Origin of the sequence: Rhizobium sp. 768_B6_N1_8 (genome assembly GCF_051811225.1) — a bacterium.
GTDB lineage: Bacteria > Pseudomonadota > Alphaproteobacteria > Rhizobiales > Rhizobiaceae > Rhizobium.
This window is the reverse complement of record NZ_JBPWPV010000001.1, coordinates 35,055-51,030: the sequence shown is the minus strand read 5'-3', so window position 1 is coordinate 51,030 and position 15,976 is coordinate 35,055. Positions and strand designations below refer to the sequence as shown.

General features: G+C 60.0%; 16 protein-coding genes. 9 read left to right on the top strand and 7 right to left on the bottom strand.

The features are described 5' to 3' along the window. Positions 1-213: 213 nt before the first annotated feature. The 4 genes from rpoN to lptC all read right to left on the bottom strand — a co-directional run bounded on the left by rpoN (position 214) and on the right by lptC (position 4,067). Positions 214-1,764: an RNA polymerase factor sigma-54 gene (gene rpoN, locus AB8B33_RS00255; RefSeq protein ID WP_439013950.1), complete on the bottom strand. Its 1,551-nt coding sequence runs from the start codon at positions 1,762-1,764 to the stop codon at positions 214-216. A 156-nt stretch (positions 1,765-1,920) separates the two neighbouring features. Beyond that, positions 1,921-2,721, bottom strand: a complete 801-nt coding sequence (lptB, locus tag AB8B33_RS00250; RefSeq protein WP_113325068.1) for an LPS export ABC transporter ATP-binding protein — start codon at positions 2,719-2,721, stop codon at positions 1,921-1,923. 16 nt (positions 2,722-2,737) lie between these two features. After that, on the bottom strand, positions 2,738-3,388 hold the full coding sequence (locus AB8B33_RS00245; RefSeq protein ID WP_113325067.1) for an LptA/OstA family protein: 651 nt from the start codon (positions 3,386-3,388) through the stop codon (positions 2,738-2,740). A 13-nt stretch (positions 3,389-3,401) separates the two neighbouring features. Then, on the bottom strand, positions 3,402-4,067 hold the full coding sequence (gene lptC / locus AB8B33_RS00240) for an LPS export ABC transporter periplasmic protein LptC (RefSeq protein ID WP_113325066.1): 666 nt from the start codon (positions 4,065-4,067) through the stop codon (positions 3,402-3,404). Positions 4,068-4,290: 223 nt separating this feature from the next. Between lptC and sppA the strand changes: the two genes are divergently transcribed. From sppA to AB8B33_RS00225, 3 genes are all read left to right on the top strand, one after another. Next, the gene (gene sppA, locus AB8B33_RS00235) at positions 4,291-5,241 is read left to right on the top strand and encodes a signal peptide peptidase SppA (protein ID WP_113325065.1); all 951 of its coding nucleotides are present in this window, start codon (positions 4,291-4,293) and stop codon (positions 5,239-5,241) included. A 30-nt stretch (positions 5,242-5,271) separates the two neighbouring features. Beyond that, positions 5,272-5,571 carry an integration host factor subunit beta gene (locus tag AB8B33_RS00230; protein WP_003544934.1) on the top strand — a complete coding sequence of 100 codons (300 nt, stop codon included), beginning with the start codon at positions 5,272-5,274 and terminating at the stop codon, positions 5,569-5,571. A 100-nt stretch (positions 5,572-5,671) separates the two neighbouring features. Further along, a complete protein-coding gene (locus tag AB8B33_RS00225) occupies positions 5,672-6,004 on the top strand; it encodes a LapA family protein (protein ID WP_037100920.1) in 333 nt (110 codons plus the stop codon). Positions 6,005-6,010: 6 nt separating this feature from the next. On the opposite strand, the gene AB8B33_RS00220 is transcribed toward AB8B33_RS00225, so the two are convergent. Both AB8B33_RS00220 and AB8B33_RS00215 read right to left on the bottom strand, forming a co-directional pair. Further along, entirely contained in the window at positions 6,011-6,454 is a 444-nt protein-coding gene (locus AB8B33_RS00220) for a GNAT family N-acetyltransferase (RefSeq protein ID WP_439013949.1), read from the bottom strand. Between the two features lie 45 nt (positions 6,455-6,499). After that, entirely contained in the window at positions 6,500-6,952 is a 453-nt protein-coding gene (locus AB8B33_RS00215; protein WP_439013948.1) for a CoxG family protein, read from the bottom strand. A gap of 115 nt (positions 6,953-7,067) precedes the next feature. Here AB8B33_RS00215 and AB8B33_RS00210 point away from each other — a divergent pair, with 115 nt between their 5' ends. The 6 genes from AB8B33_RS00210 to AB8B33_RS00185 all read left to right on the top strand — a co-directional run bounded on the left by AB8B33_RS00210 (position 7,068) and on the right by AB8B33_RS00185 (position 13,544). Then, positions 7,068-8,159, top strand: a complete 1,092-nt coding sequence (locus AB8B33_RS00210; RefSeq protein ID WP_439013947.1) for a class I SAM-dependent methyltransferase — start codon at positions 7,068-7,070, stop codon at positions 8,157-8,159. Beyond that, positions 8,156-9,013 carry a TrmH family RNA methyltransferase gene (locus AB8B33_RS00205; protein WP_439013945.1) on the top strand — a complete coding sequence of 286 codons (858 nt, stop codon included), beginning with the start codon at positions 8,156-8,158 and terminating at the stop codon, positions 9,011-9,013. Before AB8B33_RS00210 ends, AB8B33_RS00205 begins: the two co-directional genes overlap by 4 nt. After that, positions 9,010-9,516, top strand: coding sequence for a signal peptidase II (gene lspA / locus AB8B33_RS00200; RefSeq protein WP_439013944.1), 507 nt, complete (start codon positions 9,010-9,012; stop codon positions 9,514-9,516). The genes AB8B33_RS00205 and lspA overlap by 4 nt, the downstream gene beginning before the upstream one ends. A gap of 55 nt (positions 9,517-9,571) precedes the next feature. Next, positions 9,572-11,806, top strand: coding sequence for an ATP-binding response regulator (locus AB8B33_RS00195; RefSeq protein WP_439013943.1), 2,235 nt, complete (start codon positions 9,572-9,574; stop codon positions 11,804-11,806). A 108-nt stretch (positions 11,807-11,914) separates the two neighbouring features. Beyond that, positions 11,915-12,790 (top strand): GNAT family N-acetyltransferase, encoded by an 876-nt coding sequence (locus AB8B33_RS00190; RefSeq protein WP_439013942.1) that lies wholly within the window; start codon positions 11,915-11,917, stop codon positions 12,788-12,790. Between the two features lie 118 nt (positions 12,791-12,908). Continuing rightward, positions 12,909-13,544, top strand: a complete 636-nt coding sequence (locus AB8B33_RS00185) for a bleomycin resistance protein (protein ID WP_310379427.1) — start codon at positions 12,909-12,911, stop codon at positions 13,542-13,544. Between the two features lie 45 nt (positions 13,545-13,589). Here the strand turns inward: AB8B33_RS00185 and AB8B33_RS00180 are convergent, their stop codons facing one another. After that, positions 13,590-15,875 carry an NADP-dependent malic enzyme gene (locus AB8B33_RS00180; protein WP_113325056.1) on the bottom strand — a complete coding sequence of 762 codons (2,286 nt, stop codon included), beginning with the start codon at positions 15,873-15,875 and terminating at the stop codon, positions 13,590-13,592. Positions 15,876-15,976: the final 101 nt, after the last annotated feature.

Here is a 15,976-nt window from a genome sequence, read left to right as displayed (position 1 = left end):
TGTTGCTGTGAGGATGATGGGGATAATGCCCGGATGCACTTTGCTGCTCCGATTGCGGCGGGCTTCTAGCGACAGCCTCCCGAAAAGTCAATAGCCCGGCACAGCGAGGTCTAGCATACGCGGAAAACGTGCACTGAAAATCCCATGAAATTGGGATGTCTCCGCCATCAACGGTTCCAAGCGGCGATCATCGGCTCGCCCCGGCGTTGCAAGTCAGAAACCGGCGACCTTGGCCACTGCGCGCTTTTCCCTGCGGCGCTGGACGGAAGAGGCGATGTTCATCGCCTCGCGGTATTTGGCGACCGTACGACGAGCGAGATCGATGCCGCCCTTTTTGAGCATATCGACGATATCATCGTCGGAGAGTACCGCATCCGGGCTTTCCTGCAGGATCAGCGTCCGGATCTTGTGGCGAACTGCTTCAGCCGAATGACTGTCACCGCCCTCGACGGCGCTAATCGAAACCGTGAAAAAGTATTTCAGTTCGAAGAGGCCGCGCGGCGTCAGCATGTATTTATTCGACGTGACACGGCTGACCGTCGATTCATGCATCTTGATCGCCTCGGCCACCGTCTTCAGGTTCAGCGGCCGCAGATGATCGACGCCGTGCAAGAGGAAGGCATCCTGCTGGCGCACGATCTCGCTTGCGACCTTCATGATGGTCTTGGCGCGCTGATCCAGGCTGCGCGTCAGCCAGTTGGCGGTCTGCAGACATTCGGAGAGGAAGGCGTGATCCTCGCCGTTCTTCGCGACGCGCGAAAAATAGGACTGATTGACGAGGACCCGCGGCAGCGTATCCGGGTTGAGCTCGACCAGCCAGGCGCCATCCGAGGAGGGGCGGACCACGACGTCAGGCATGATCGCCTCTGAAACGCCAGCCTCGAAACCGCTGCCGGGCTTCGGATTGAGTTGGCGGATTTCGGCGAGCATGTCGAGCAGGTCTTCCTCATCGACGCCGCAGAGGCGTTTCAGGGTGACGAAGTCGCGGCGCGCCAGCAATTCGAGATTTTCGACCAGCGCCTGCATGGCGGGATCGAAACGATCCTTCTGGCGAAGCTGGATCGCCAGGCATTCGGCAAGGCTACGGGCGAACACGCCGGGCGGATCGAGCGTCTGCAGCGCTGAGAGCACGCGCTCGATGTCATCTGCATCGGTACCGAGACGCTCGCCGGCTTCCGCGACATCGGCCTGCAGATAGCCGGCATCGTCGAGCTGATCGACCAGATTCTGGGCAATCAGGCGATCGGCCATATCGGGCAATATGAAGGGTATCTGCTGGGCAAGGTGGTCGCGCAAAGAGACCTGACCGGCGACGAACTCATCGAGATCGTAATTGCTGTCAGCACCTTCGGCGCTGCCCGGCATGGATTTCCACTGGCTGATGAGCTCGGGGGCGTCGAGGCGCTGCGGTGCGCCGTCATCGGGGAAGACATTGGTGTAATTGGCATCCAGCTCGTCACTCAGCCGGCTTGAGCTGCCATTATCGTACCAGTCGCCGGACAGCGTTTCGCCGCGATCCTCATATTCGCCGTCCCCCGCACCATCCGTTTGCTGCGGGTATGGTTCGTCCGCAGCCTCGCCGCGTTCCCCGGCCTCGCCCTCGTCCGACGGAAGTTCCAGAAGTGGGTTCTTCTCCACTTCCTGGGCGATGAACTGAGTGAGTTCGACATGCGTCATCTGCAGCAACTGGATGGATTGCATCAGTTGCGGTGTCATTACCAGGGACTGGTTCTGTCGCAGAAAAAGATTGGCAGACAGGGCCATGGCGGACGCGAAACTCCCTCGACTCCTCCAGGAAACCGCGTCTGATGAAGATTTCAGGCCACGGAATTCCGAGTTGGCCCAAAAATTGCTTTTTTATCCTACTTGGTCAAGCGGAACCTATGCCGCAGCCGCAATTTTCTGTCGTCCAGGACCGGTTCAGAGACTGAAATTGTCGCCCAAGTAAAGCCGGCGCACTTCCGGATTGTTGACGATGTCGTTCGCGCGTCCATGGGTCAGCACTTCGCCAGCATGGATAATATAGGCCCGGTCGATCAGCCCCAACGTCTCACGCACATTGTGGTCGGTGATGAGAACGCCAATGCCGCGTGCCGTCAAATGATGCACGAGGTTCTGAATATCGGCAACCGAGATCGGGTCGACACCTGCAAAGGGCTCGTCGAGCAGCATGAAGGTCGGGTCGGTCGCAAGTGCGCGGGCAATTTCCAGGCGTCGGCGTTCACCGCCCGAGAGAGCCACGGCGGCACTCTTGCGGAGCTTCGCGATGTGAAACTCCTCAAGCAGTTCGTCGAGCTTGCGCTCACGCGCCGTCTTGTCCTTTTCATGCACCTCAAGGACGGCGCGGATATTCTCCTCCACCGTCAGCCCACGGAAGATCGAGGCTTCCTGCGGCAAGTAGCCGACGCCGAGGCGGGAGCGACGATACATCGGCATCGTCGTCACGTCGTTGCCGTCGATTTCGATCGTTCCCTCATCAACAGGCACGAGGCCGGTGATCATGTAGAAACAGGTCGTCTTACCGGCACCGTTAGGCCCCAGCAGGCCCACAGCCTCACCACGCCGCACGACTAGCGAGACGCCATTGACGACACGCCGCGTCGCATAGGTCTTGGTCAGACCGCGTGCGATCAGCGTTCCCTGATAACGAGCCTTGTCGACAGGAGCCGCGGCTTCCGTTGCGGCTCTGCCGGACTTGGTGGATAGAGAGAATAGCTTCACGTGAAAGGCCGACTTCTCAGTTCTGCTTTGGCTGCTGACTCGGCTGCGATTTTGGATCGAGCTGAATCTGGACACGACCACCGCAGCTTTCAAGCTCCGCCTGACCGGTCGCCATGTGAACCGTGAGCTGGCAGCCGGTAAAGACGTTCGGGCCATCGGTCAGCACGACCTTCTTGCCCGTGAGGATAAAGACCTGCGAGGTCATATCGAAATTGCCATCATCGGCGGTCGCCGTCTGCGTACCCGACGTCAGGTAAACCTTGTCGGTCACCAGGATCTTATCGATATCGGCACTACCCGAGGCAAGCGAGCTCGACTGTTCTGCAGCGACCGGAGCCGTCTCGGCAGCAGGTGCCGGCTTGGTGGCAGCATCGCCCGCTGCCGGCTGCTTCGCCTTGTCTTTGTAATAGACCGTCATCTTGCCGGCTTGCAACGTCGTCGTGCCCTGAACAACCTTGACGTCGCCAGTGAAGAGCGCCGTGTGTTCCTGGTCATGGATTTCCAGCTTGTTGCTTTCAATCTGGATCGGCTGATCGCTGGAAAGCTTCATGCCAGGCATCGTCGTCGACTGGGCGGCCGCCCCCGCGACCGACAGGACGAAGGCAAGCGCGCCTGTGATAAAAGCTACGCCAGTCTTGCGAGTTGAAATGCGACAATCTTTTGTCATGTGACCCGGCTCTTTAGGTGCCCTGTTTATGGATGGTGGATGAATCAACATTCATGCGAACGTTCCCCTCGAATGTGATCACGCGCCCCTTATCGGTTATATTCATCGACCGCGCAACAATCGAAGCATTGTCCTTGGTAATTCTGACGGGATCATCCGTCGTCATGTTTCCACCCTTGATATCAAGGTGTGCAGACTGAAAATTCGCAACGAGACCGCTGCTCAGAACAAGCGTGAACGGCGCCGTCATATGCAGATTGTCCGTGGCGCGATTGAAATCTGCCGTCGCCGCGGTCACGCGGGCCATCAGGCCGTCGTTCATCGGCACGGCGGCCTTGATCGTCTCCAGCGTGATGAGATCTGGATTGCGAATATCCTGCAGTGCGCGTTCGGCGAGCATCGAATAGTTGATGCCGTCGGAGTTGCGGCCGGCGATTGCCGGCTTTTCCATCACGACCTTGCCGTTCTCGATTTTGGCGCCCTCGATCTTAATGGTTTCCGGCAGGTAAGTGCGGATCACCGAGACGGCGATGAAGATGAGGGAAATGATGAGGGCTGCACCCGGCAGCAAGAACTTCAGGCGGCGAACACGCGCGGAATGGAACCGGGCAAGGCCATAGGCACTGTCCTTTGGCCCCGCGTATGCGGGCTTCCCGTTGTTCCTGAGGGTATCGAGCATATGCCTGGTCCGTGTGTGATGATCGTGCCGCTTATATAGCAATGCCGGGCGCCAATCACAGTTCGTTTCGCATTATTACATTGGCTTGCCAATATGGATTTTTTTCTGCAACAAGCAACTAAACCGAAAATAGCAGGTTCCCGAGGCATTTTCTCGCGGCAGCGTGCGCCTTATCTCCCCAGCGGCGGAGTACCGCCGTTGGGTTTCGTCTCTGGAGGTTGGAATGGACAGCTCGATCATCGCAGACCGCCGGCTGCTGCGCCGCAGGCTTGGCTTCTGGCGCCTTGCCGCGGTCGTGCTGCTCGTCGCGCTCGGCTTTGCGCTTTATAATTTTGCCTTCAGCGAAGGCAGCACCGCGCGGCCCCATATCGCCCATGTGACGATCTCCGGCCTGATCACCGATGATGACGAGTTGCTCGAGAGACTGGAAAAGATCAAGGACAATGATCAGGTCAAGGCAGTCGTGATCTCGATCTCCTCGCCGGGCGGCACGACCTATGGCGGCGAAAAGATCTTCAAGGCGATCCGGGCGATTGCGGAAAAGAAGCCCGTCGTCTCCGACGTCAGGACGCTTGCAGCCTCCGCAGGCTATATGATTGCGACGGCCGGCGATACGATCATCGCGGGCGAAAGCTCGATCACTGGCTCGATCGGCGTCATCTTCCAGTACCCGCAGATCCAGCCACTGCTCGACAAGCTCGGCGTCTCGTTGCAGGAGATCAAATCCTCTCCGCTCAAGGCCGAGCCCTCGCCGTTCCACGACACCAGTGAAGAAGCCAAGGCCATGATCCGCAACATGGTTCTCGACAGTTACGACTGGTTCGTCAACCTCGTTGCCGACCGGCGCAAATTGCCGCATGACGAAGTGCTGAAGCTTGCCGACGGAACGATCTACACGGGCCGGCAAGCGCTGAAGGTGAAACTCATCGATGCGGTCGGTGGACAGCCGGAAATTCGCGCCTATCTGACCTCCCGAAACGTCAGCGACAAACTGCCGGTCGTCGACTGGGACAAGAAGAGCAATACGCCCTTCTTACTCGCTGGAGCTGTTTCCCGGTTGATTACGATCCTTGGTTATGGTGATCTTGTCAAAAGTCAGGATCTCAACGGCATCCTGCCCCCAAAGTTGCTTCTTGACGGGCTGCTTTCAGTTTGGCAGGTTGGCCAGGATTGAACAAGAAATCAATAATTTAAGGGGGCGACCGTGATCAAGTCCGAATTGGTGCAGATTGTTGCGGCACGCAATCCGCATCTCTACCACCGCGATGTTGAAAATATCGTCAATGCGGTCCTCGACGAGATCACTGATGCGCTTGCCGCCGGCAACCGCGTCGAACTGCGCGGCTTCGGTGCATTTTCCGTAAAGAACCGCCCTTCCCGTTCCGGCCGCAACCCGCGCACCGGCGATACGGTCTTCGTCGAGGAGAAGTGGGTACCCTTCTTCAAGACCGGCAAGGAACTGCGCGAGCGCCTGAACCCCGGACAAGCCGACGAAGAGGATTGATCCTCGGCATCAGGCATCAAGCCGCACTTGAACTTCTCCGCCGCACTTCTATTCTGGCGTCAACGAAGCTTGCCTTCGCTAAACCGGCGCGGAGACCGACATGACCAAGAAGATCATCAACCTTTTGATTTTGCTGCCGCTTGGCGTCATCCTGATCATCTTCTGCGTCGCCAACCGGCAGAGTGTAACGCTTGCCTTCAATCCGTTCCGGCCGGAGGATCAGGTTCTTTCCCTGGCCGCGCCTTTCTTCGTTTTCCTGCTGATCGCTTTTATCATCGGCATGCTGGTGGGCTCTGCTGCGACCTGGTTCAACCAGGGCAAGCACCGCAAGCGCGCACGCGTCGAAGCCAAGGAGGCGATCCGCTGGCAGGGCGAAGCAGATCGTCACAAGACGCGCGCAGAAGAGATCGTCGGGCAGTTGCCCTCGCGATGACTGCCGTTATTCCACTGGCGCCGGAGTGAAACTCAGCTCTTCATAATCGCCTTCGGGTGAGGCACCTCTGCCGGTGACCTGAAAGCCATGTGCCAGATAGAAGGCCTTGGCGTCGCGGTTGTTGACGAGGCATTTCAGCCGATAGTTATGCTCTGGCCAGCCCGGGAGCGATTGCAGCAGGGCGGTTCCCGCGCCTTTGCCCTGGAATTCAGGCAGGATATAGAGCATGTGGATGAAATCATCCGCCGCCCAGATCGAGATAAAACCGGCGATCTTCCCGTCGGGTCCCTCGCAGACGGAAACGACCTCGCCGTTAGTGTGGGCGGCAAAATCCTCCCGATGAAACTTGCCGGGATCAACCCAGGTGAAGGTCTGGCGCCGGACAGACAGGTAGATGTCGGCAAGCTGCGTCACGTCTTCGGCGCAATTGGGTCGGATTTTCCAGGTCATCGGTCTTGCGTAAAAGGGATTAAGGAGGATGCCAAGCCCATGTGCCTAGCCTGCGGCCTTTTCGATGACAGCGGCATTGAAGCTCCCCCAGAAGCGTCGCGCGAGCTTTTCCAGCGTGGTGCGGATCAGCCGACCGCCGAGCTCGGCAATCCGGCCACCCGTATCGCCGTCCGCACTATAACGCAGCAGGGTGTGCAGTCCCTCATCCACCAAGGTGACATCGGCTTCGCCCCTGGCAAAGCCAGCAATGCCGCCCCGCCCTTCCGCGGCGATGGTGTAACTGCGCGGCGCATCGACGTTCGAAAGCTTGATCTCGCCGTGGAACGTCACAGAAAACAGGCCGAAGCCGACTTTGACGGTTGCCAGGAATTGCGTGGGCGACAACTTTTCCACGCTCTGGCAGCCGGGAATGCATTGCCTGATGATATCGGGATCGTTCATGGCCGCCCATACAACATCCGGCCGCGCGGCGATGCGTTCCTCCCCGATCAGATCCATCAGCAATTCCCCATTTCTATGGTCTGACCATATCATAACGGGAAAGCGCTTTGCCAAGGTCGGACGGGATGCTATTTGCACTGGCTCAATTGAATTTAAGACGCGGAAGACCACGTTGAAACAAAGAGAACGCCGGCCTAGCGCGAAGGTAGCGACAGGCCCTTCGGGCGGACGCCGCTCCGATGCGCGGCCTGCAAAGCCGGAGAAGACGAAGGCGGCACCAGCGCGCGAACAGCGCCCACCGGCAGCCGTTCCAGCGGTAATCGAACGCCCGCTGACGGCGCGCCACGGCGAGCGGCCTGCAGAGCGCGTGCCTGTCATCCTGGAATCGACGGGTGCCGGCGATTTCCATCTGATCGACAGCGGCAACGGTCAGAAACTTGAACAATACGGCCCCTATCGGGTCGTGCGGCCGGAGGGACAGGCACTTTGGCAGCCGTCGCTGCCCGCCCATGTCTGGGAGAAGGTCGATGCTGCCTTCACCGGCGATACGGATGAAGAAGGCACCGGTCGCTGGCGTTTTCCGAAGGAAGCGCTTGGCGAAACCTGGCCGCTCAACCTGCTCGGCGTCGATTTCTTCGGCCGCTTCACCTCTTTCCGGCATGTCGGGGTCTTTCCAGAGCAGATCGTTCACTGGAGCTGGATGAAACAACAGGTGGAAAGCGCCGGACGGCCGCTGAAGGTGCTGAACCTTTTCGGTTATACGGGCGTTGCCTCGCTGGTCGCCGCGGCTGCCGGTGCGGAAGTCACCCATGTCGATGCCTCGAAGAAGGCGATCGGCTGGGCGCGTGAAAACCAGGCGTTGGGACGCATGGAAAAGCTGCCGATCCGCTGGATCTGCGAGGATGCGATGAAATTCATCCTGCGTGAGGAACGGCGCGGCAGTCAGTACGACATTATCCTCACCGACCCACCGAAATTCGGCCGCGGTCCGAATGGCGAGGTCTGGCACCTTTTCGAGCACCTGCCGTTGATGCTGGATATCTGCCGCGAGATCCTGTCGCCGAAGGCCGTCGGCCTTGTGTTGACGGCCTATTCGATCCGGGCGAGCTTCTATTCCATTCACGAGTTGATGCGCGAGACGATGCGCGGGGCCGACGGCGTGGTCGAATCCGGCGAGCTCGTCATCCGCGAGGCCGGCCTCGACGGCAAGACGCCGGGCCGCGCACTCTCTACCTCTCTCTTTTCCCGCTGGGTGCCGAAATGAACGAATTCCACGATCGAGGCCCCCGCAGGGTCGGGCATGTGAAGGAAGTCACCTCGCTTGCCAATCCGATCATCAAGGACATCAAGGCGCTGACCAACAAGAAGTCGCGCGAAGAGAGCGGCACCTTCATGGCCGAAGGGCTGAAGCTCGTCATCGATGCGATCGAGCTCGGCTGGACGATCCGCACGCTTGTCTATGCCAAGGCCGCCAAGGGCAAGCCGCTGGTCGAACAGATGGCGGCAAAGACCGTCGCCTCCGGCGGTCTCGTGCTCGAAGTCAACGAGAAGGTGATCTCCTCCATCACCCGGCGCGACAATCCGCAGATGGTGGTCGGCATTTTCGAAACACGCTGGACAAAGCTTAGGGATGTCAGGCCAAAGGATGGCGAGACCTGGGTAGCGCTCGACCGCGTGCGCGATCCCGGCAATCTCGGAACAATCATCCGTACGGCCGACGCGGCCGACGCTTCTGGCGTCATCCTTGTCGGCGAGACGACCGATCCCTTCTCGCTGGAAACGGTGCGGGCCACCATGGGCTCGGTCTTTGCCGTTCCGATTGCCCATGCGACGGCAGAGGAATTCACCGCCTGGAAGAAGCAGGCCGGCGTTTCCGTTGTTGCGACCCACCTTGCCGGCTCGGTCGATTACCGCACGATCGATTACAAGAAAAAACCGGTCGTGCTGTTGATGGGCAACGAACAATCCGGCCTGCCGGACCAGCTTGCCAAGGAAGCCGATGCGCTTGCCCGCATTCCCCAGCAGGGCCGCGCCGATTCCCTCAATCTCGCCGTTGCCACCGCCGTCATGCTTTTCGAGGCACGCCGCCATCTCCTCTCACTGTCCGAGGGCAAATGACTGATCTTGCGACCGCACGCCCGGCGCTCTTCTCGCGACCGCTGCCGATCCTGATCTTCATCGTGATCGCCGTCATCCTCGACCAGATCGTCAAGATCGCCGTCGATCATTACCTGCCGCTGCAGGAAGCGATTCCCGTCATTCCGATGCTGGCGCTCTACCGCACCTACAATCTCGGCGTCGCCTTCTCGATGCTGTCGGGTATGGACGGCTGGTTCATCGTGGGGATGCGTCTGATCATCGTCGCTTTCGTGCTTTTTCTCTGGCATCGCACCGCCAAGGACCGCTGGCTGGCGCATCTCGGATATGCGCTCATCATTGCGGGGGCGATCGGCAATCTCATCGACCGTTTCGCCTATGGCCATGTGATCGACTACATCCTCTTCCACACGGAAACCTGGTCTTTCGCCGTGTTCAATCTCGCTGACAGTTTCATCACTGTCGGCGCCGGCTGCGTCATTCTCGATGAGATGCTGCAGAAGCCGAAAAAGGCGGATCACTAAATTTTTAGCGGATTCCTGAAAACATTCGGAACGGGCAATATGTTAGCTGAACTGCATGCAGAGTATGGCGCAGCTACAGGAACGATTGTCCGCCGCGTTTGGCGGAGCCGCCGTTAGGGCCTATCGAGGCCGGACGGCGGGTGAATTGACGTCGCCGGCTACCCTTCGCTCCCTGCATCCATTGCTCTTTCACTGGCTCGGCGGAGCAGGGCTCATTTCGGCGATCCTGCTGCTATTGCTTTCTCATTGGGGCGGTCCGCTCATGGCAGTCCTCGGCCTCATCCTGATCGCCGCGATTGCAGGCTATCTTGCCCTTCTTTTCAGAAACGGAAACCGGCCCGGCGGCCGTAACCCGGAGACGACGGAACGCGTCGATGCAACCGGCCTGCTCGGCACGGTCCATGACGTGCTCGGCGATATCGTCGTCACCCGCATGATGGACCGGCGCATCATCGGCACCAACGAGACGTTCCGCAGCCTTACCGGGCGCGCCAAACCCGAAGGCCAGACCTGTGAGGAGATCGGCCTTGCCTTCCGTCCCGGCCCGCAGCCGCATCGATACGATGTGGAGATTTCGACACCGGCAGGACAGCGCATCTTTCTCTGGCACGATGTCGTGACCCGTGATCCGGCAAACGGACGCCTGCTTCTGCAGAGCATCGCGCGCGACGTGACCGAAGAGCGGCTTGCCGCCGAAAGCCGCGAGGAGGCACGGCAGAAGGCAGAATATAACAGCGCCGCCAAATCGCGGCTGCTCGCCACGGTCAGCCACGAAATCCGCACGCCTCTGTCAGGCATTCTCGGCATGGCGCATCTGATTTCTGAAACGAAGCTGACGCAGGAACAGCAGAACTATCTGACCAGCATCCGCCAGTCCGGCCATGCGCTGACGCAGCTGGTCGAGGATCTGCTTGACTTCTCCACCATCGAGGTCGGCCGTTTCGAACTCCGCCCGAGATCGGAATCGCTGCGCAAGCTCGTCGAAAGCGTCGTGGAAATGCTGGCGCACCGCGCCCATGAAAAGGGTATCGAGATCGGCGCTACGGTCTCTGCCGATGTGCCGGAGCTGATGAGCTTCGATCCGGCGCGGCTGCGGCAGGTGCTTTTCAATGTCATCGGCAATGCGGTGAAATTCACGCAGACCGGCGGCGTCTTCATCCGTGTCTCCAGGGCGGCTGGCGAGCTGTCGATTACCGTCAACGATACCGGGCCTGGCATGACGGCGGAGGAACAGGCGCGCATATTCGGGGAATTCGAACAGGGCGGCTCGCTTGCCCAGAAGAGCAACGGCACGGGCCTCGGCCTTGCAATCTCCGCCCGCATCATGCGTGAATTCGGCGGTTCGCTGACAGTTGCAAGCGAGAGGGGCAAGGGCAGCCAGTTCACCATTCGCTTCCCCGTCGAACTTTCGGAAGAGGATAAAGCCACCAGGAATGCACTGCTGGCGGGAAACAGTATCGTGCTGCTTGCCCCGGCGGGTGCAGCGCGCACGGCGATTGCCGAGACGATCACGACGCTCGGCGGGCGCTGCCACCTCGTCGCTGGCGGCGAGGCGGCGCGCGAGAGCCTGCTGTCGCTCGCCCGCAACGGCGAGCGGCCGACCGATATCATCGTCGATCACCGCATGTCCGAGGAATTCTCGCTGCATATCGCCGACCGCACGGAGATCGCGGCACTCGGCCTGCGCAAGGTGCTGCTCGTCAATCCGGAAGAGCGTAACTCCTATTCGCTCGACCTCTTCGATGCGTGGCTGATCCGGCCGCTGCGCGAGCAGTCGCTGATCGACGTGCTGCGCGGACGCATGCGTGGCATGGAGAAGCGCGATGCTCTGAACGACAACCAGCCCGGCCTCGGCCCGTCCATTGCAGAACGGACGGCGGTGGGCGACGGCCTTTCCGTCCTCCTCGGCGAGGACGATCCGATCAACGCCATGTTGGTGCGCGTCATGCTGGAAAAAGGCGGCCATTCCGTCAGGCATGTGGATGATTTCGAAACCCTGCTCGATTGTGCCCTTGGTGACGACAGGCCCGACATCATCATCAGCGATCTTTCCATGCCCGGCGGCAACGGTATCGACATGCTCGGACGCCTGCGCGGACACGAACGTCGGCTCGATCTTCAACCGATTCCGGTCATCGTTTTGACTGCGGACAAGAGCGACGAATCGCGGCGACAGGTCTTGCTCAACGGCGCCAATCGCGTCATGGTGAAACCGGTGGATCCGGTCAGGCTGCTCACCGAAGTACAGGCGGTTGTTGCTCTTTCAGCCCGCCGGGCTGAGGCGCGCTAAAGCTGGGGAAAACGGCACGTTTCTTGCGTGCACAAATTCGGTATGTCACTTTCCTGTCGTACATAAGTGTTTTATGGCGTGTGATAGGCCGGAGACGGGAGAATCGCCATGTCTGTTGACATCCTTAATTGTGACGCCACTGCCGAGGCCGCTCGGCCATCGACGGCCGCCGCCCCGAAGGAAGGCGACATTCTCGGCCGCATCGGCAATTTAGAGACCCGCCTTGCCTGCAGCGCGCGTGAGATCGATGCCGCGCAGGCCGTGCGCTACCGCGTTTTCGTCGAGGAAATGAAGGCTCAGCTGCCAGCGGACGCCATGCGCCGCGAGCGGGACTTCGATGCCTATGACGCCTTCTGCGACCACCTTCTCGTTCTCGACCGCTCGATCGAGGGCGATGCCGAAGACCAGATCGTCGGTACCTACCGCCTGCTCAGACAGGACGTCGCCATGGCCAATGGCGGTTTTTACTCGGCTTCGGAATTTGCGATCAACGAGCTCATTGCCCGCCACCCCGACAAGCGCTTCATGGAGCTCGGTCGCTCCTGCGTTTTGCCGGAATACCGCACCAAGCGCATCGTCGAACTGCTCTGGCAGGGTAATTGGGCTTACGCGCTGAAGCACGGCATGAGCGCCATGTTCGGCTGCGCTTCCTTCCCGGGCGTTTACCCGGAAAGTCATGCGCTGGCTCTTTCCTTCCTCTATCACAGCGTACTCGCCAAGGATGAATGGGCCGTCAGCGCGCTGCCGCATCTGGCGCGCGACATGGATCTGATGCCGGCTGAAGGTGTCAACCCGAAAAGGGCGCTGATGGCGCTGCCGCCGCTCATCAAGGGTTACCTGCGCCTCGGCGCAATGGTCGGCTCCCACGCTGTCGTCGATCAGGCGTTCAACACGACCGACGTGCTGATCGTGCTGCCGATATCAAGCATTTCCGACCGGTATCTCAATTATTACGGTGCGGATGCAGGCCGTTTTGCAAGCTGACGGCTGCCGCTTGACGGCGGTGCCTCGCCAATTCATTCTCTTTCGGCGTTTTCAGTAGGGCGCATCGGCAATGGTGCCGGCTGGGCTATGCCCGCCTACAACATCAAAACCTTGCGCCATGCCGAATTTCGAAAATCTCAGGAAGAAAGCTAAGCGGTTCAAACGGTGGCATCAGGATCGTTATTATCCTGTTGCAGCGGAAATCCGCTATTGGCTTGCCCGCTACCGCCATCTCAGTGACCGGCAAATCCTCGAGCTTGAGTTCAAGCTTGCGGATGCGCAGGAACTGGTGGCGGCGCAGCAGGGATTCGAAAGCTGGGCGGCGCTGAAAAAGGGTCTCGCCGACATGAGTGCAACAGCCGAACAAAAATCCACATCCCAACCGACGCTGCTCGATGCCCAGCCGCAGCTTTTCGTGAGCGATATCCAGGCCGCCTGCGATTTCTACACACAGAAGCTCGGCTTCGCCCTCGCCTTCATTTATGGCGAACCGCCCTTTTATGCGCAGGTCGTTCGCGGTGCGGCGAGGCTCAATCTCCGGCACGTTGACATGCCGGCCTTCCATCCGGAGCTTCGCCAGCGCGAGAGGGATATCCTCTCGGCGACGATTACGCTTGATGACGTGAAGGCGCTTTTTCTCGAATACACCGCAAACGGCGTTCCGTTTCATCAGCCGCTGAGGCTGGAACCCTGGGGCGCGCGAACATTCATCGTATGCGATCCGGATGGAAATCTGATCGCTTTTGCAGGCTAAGCCCGTCTGAGGCGGACCACACTAGCGGTCCGCCTCTATTACTTATCAGGAACCGGCAGCATAGGCCGCAATCGCAGCCATGTTGACGATATCGCTGTCCTTGGCGCCCATCGAGGTGATCTGCACCGCCTTGTCGAGGCCGACGAGGATGGGTCCGATGACCGTCGAGCCGCCGAGTTCCTGCAGCATCTTCGTCGAGATCGATGCCGAGTGGAATGCCGGCATGACGAGGACGTTGGCCGGACCGGAGAGGCGGCAGAAAGGATATTGTTCCATCACCTTACGGTTCAGGGCAACGTCGGCGGCCATTTCGCCATCATACTCGAAATCGACGCGACGCTTGTCGAGGATCTTTACAGCTTCGCGGACGCGCTCGGAACGCTCCCCCGAGGGATGGCCGAAGGTGGAATAGGCGAGCAACGCGACGCGCGGCTGGTAGCCCATGCGGCGTGCGAGACCTGCGGCCTCCTCGGCAATATCGGCAAGCTCCTCGGCCGTCGGCATATCGTGAACCGCAGTGTCGGCAACGAAGACCGTGCGGCCGCGGCAAAGCGCGATCGACACGCCGATCACTCGATGGCCCGGCTTATGGTCGATGCAGCGGCGCACATCTTCGAGTGCCGTCGAATAGTTGCGGGTAATGCCCGTCACCATGCCATCGGCATCGCCAAGCGCCACCATGGTGGCAGCGAAATGGTTGCGGTCATTATGGATCAGGCGCTGCGCGTCGCGGTGCAAATAGCCCTTCCGCTGCAGGCGGGCATAGAGATAATCGATATAGGCCTCGACGCGGGTCGAGATACGGGCGTTGACGATCTCGAGGCCTGGACGATTGAGGTCGATGCCTGCGCGTTCGGCCGTTGCACGGATCAGATCCTCGCGGCCGAGTAGGATCGCGGTGCCAAGCTGCTGATTGGCGTAAGACATGGCGGCGCGCATCACCTGCTCTTCCTCGGCCTCGGCAAAGACCACGCGCTTCGGATGGCGGCGCACGCGCTCATAGAGGCTGGCGAGTGTGGAGGCGATCGGGTCGCGGCGGGCCGACAGCTCTCGCTTGTAGCCAGCCATGTCGGTGATGATCTTGCGGGCGACGCCGCTTTCGATCGCCGCTTCGGCAACGGCGGCCGGAATGGCGGATATCAGGCGCGGATCGAAGGGAACCGGGATGATGTATTGCGCACCAAAACGCGGACGATTGCCCTGATAGGCAGCCGCAACATCATCGGGCACGTCTTCACGGGCAAGGCTGGCGAGTGCCTTCACAGCGGCAATCTTCATCGCATCATTGATGGTCGAGGCGCGGACATCGAGGGCGCCGCGGAAGATATAGGGAAAGCCCAGCACGTTGTTGACCTGGTTCGGATAGTCCGAACGGCCGGTCGCCATAATGGCGTCATCACGAACACGAGCAACTTCCTCGGGCGTAATTTCCGGGTCGGGGTTGGCCATGGCGAAGATGATTGGCCGGTCGGCCATGGAGCGGATCATCTCCTCGGAGAAGGCGCCTTTCTGCGACAGGCCGAAAACGACGTCTGCGCCCTTCATGGCTTCTTCGAGCGTGCGTGTATCGGTCTTTGCCGCATGCGCCGATTTCCACTGGTTCATGCCTTCGGTGCGGCCCTGATAGATGACGCCCTTGGTATCGCAGAGGATGATATTCTCAGGCGCAAAGCCCATCGACTTGATGAGTTCAACGCAGGCGATGGCGGCAGCACCCGCGCCGTTGCAGACGAGCTTGGTGGTCTTGAGATCGCGGCCGGTCAGTTCCAGCGCGTTGATGAGGCCGGCGGCGGCAATGATCGCGGTGCCGTGCTGATCGTCATGGAAAACAGGAATATCCATCAGTTCGCGCAGACGGCTTTCGATGACGAAACAGTCCGGCGCCTTGATGTCTTCCAGATTGATGCCACCGAAGGACGGACCGAGGAAACGCACGCAGTTGATGAATTCGTCGACATTTTCCGTATCGACTTCAAGGTCGATGGAATCGACATCGGCGAAACGCTTGAAGAGTACGGACTTGCCTTCCATGACCGGCTTGGAGGCAAGCGCGCCGAGATTGCCGAGACCGAGAATGGCCGTGCCATTGGAAATGACGGCAACCATATTGCCGCGGGTCGTATAATCATAGGCCGTGGCCGGATCGGTGGCGATGGCTTTGACCGGCACCGCGACACCGGGAGAATAGGCCAGCGAGAGGTCGCGCTGCGTCGCCATCGGCTTGGTCGGGTTGATCTCCAGCTTGCCGGGCCGACCCATCGCGTGAAATTCGAGCGCTTCCTGATCGGTAACAGAGGTCACCGGCCGTTCTTTCTTCTCCATCTGGGACATGCCTCCTCCAAACGTCTGTGGGTGACGTTTTCCTCTTCCCCAATTGCTGTTGTCATCTATAGCGGCGCGCGGATAGGGTTGGCACCTGTTTTTTTGGGAAA

Coding starts and splice junctions, on each gene's coding strand:
- rpoN (WP_439013950.1), bottom strand. CDS start 1,764: ATGGCCCTGTCTGCCAATCTTTTTCTGCGACAGAACCAGTCCCTGGTA.
- AB8B33_RS00245 (WP_113325067.1), bottom strand. CDS start 3,388: ATGACAAAAGATTGTCGCATTTCAACTCGCAAGACTGGCGTAGCTTTT.
- lptC (WP_113325066.1), bottom strand. CDS start 4,067: ATGCTCGATACCCTCAGGAACAACGGGAAGCCCGCATACGCGGGGCCA.
- sppA (WP_113325065.1), top strand. CDS start 4,291: ATGGACAGCTCGATCATCGCAGACCGCCGGCTGCTGCGCCGCAGGCTT.
- AB8B33_RS00225 (WP_037100920.1), top strand. CDS start 5,672: ATGACCAAGAAGATCATCAACCTTTTGATTTTGCTGCCGCTTGGCGTC.
- AB8B33_RS00220 (WP_439013949.1), bottom strand. CDS start 6,454: ATGACCTGGAAAATCCGACCCAATTGCGCCGAAGACGTGACGCAGCTT.
- AB8B33_RS00215 (WP_439013948.1), bottom strand. CDS start 6,952: ATGGATCTGATCGGGGAGGAACGCATCGCCGCGCGGCCGGATGTTGTA.
- AB8B33_RS00205 (WP_439013945.1), top strand. CDS start 8,156: ATGAACGAATTCCACGATCGAGGCCCCCGCAGGGTCGGGCATGTGAAG.
- lspA (WP_439013944.1), top strand. CDS start 9,010: ATGACTGATCTTGCGACCGCACGCCCGGCGCTCTTCTCGCGACCGCTG.
- AB8B33_RS00195 (WP_439013943.1), top strand. CDS start 9,572: ATGCAGAGTATGGCGCAGCTACAGGAACGATTGTCCGCCGCGTTTGGC.
- AB8B33_RS00190 (WP_439013942.1), top strand. CDS start 11,915: ATGTCTGTTGACATCCTTAATTGTGACGCCACTGCCGAGGCCGCTCGG.
- AB8B33_RS00185 (WP_310379427.1), top strand. CDS start 12,909: ATGCCGAATTTCGAAAATCTCAGGAAGAAAGCTAAGCGGTTCAAACGG.
- AB8B33_RS00180 (WP_113325056.1), bottom strand. CDS start 15,875: ATGTCCCAGATGGAGAAGAAAGAACGGCCGGTGACCTCTGTTACCGAT.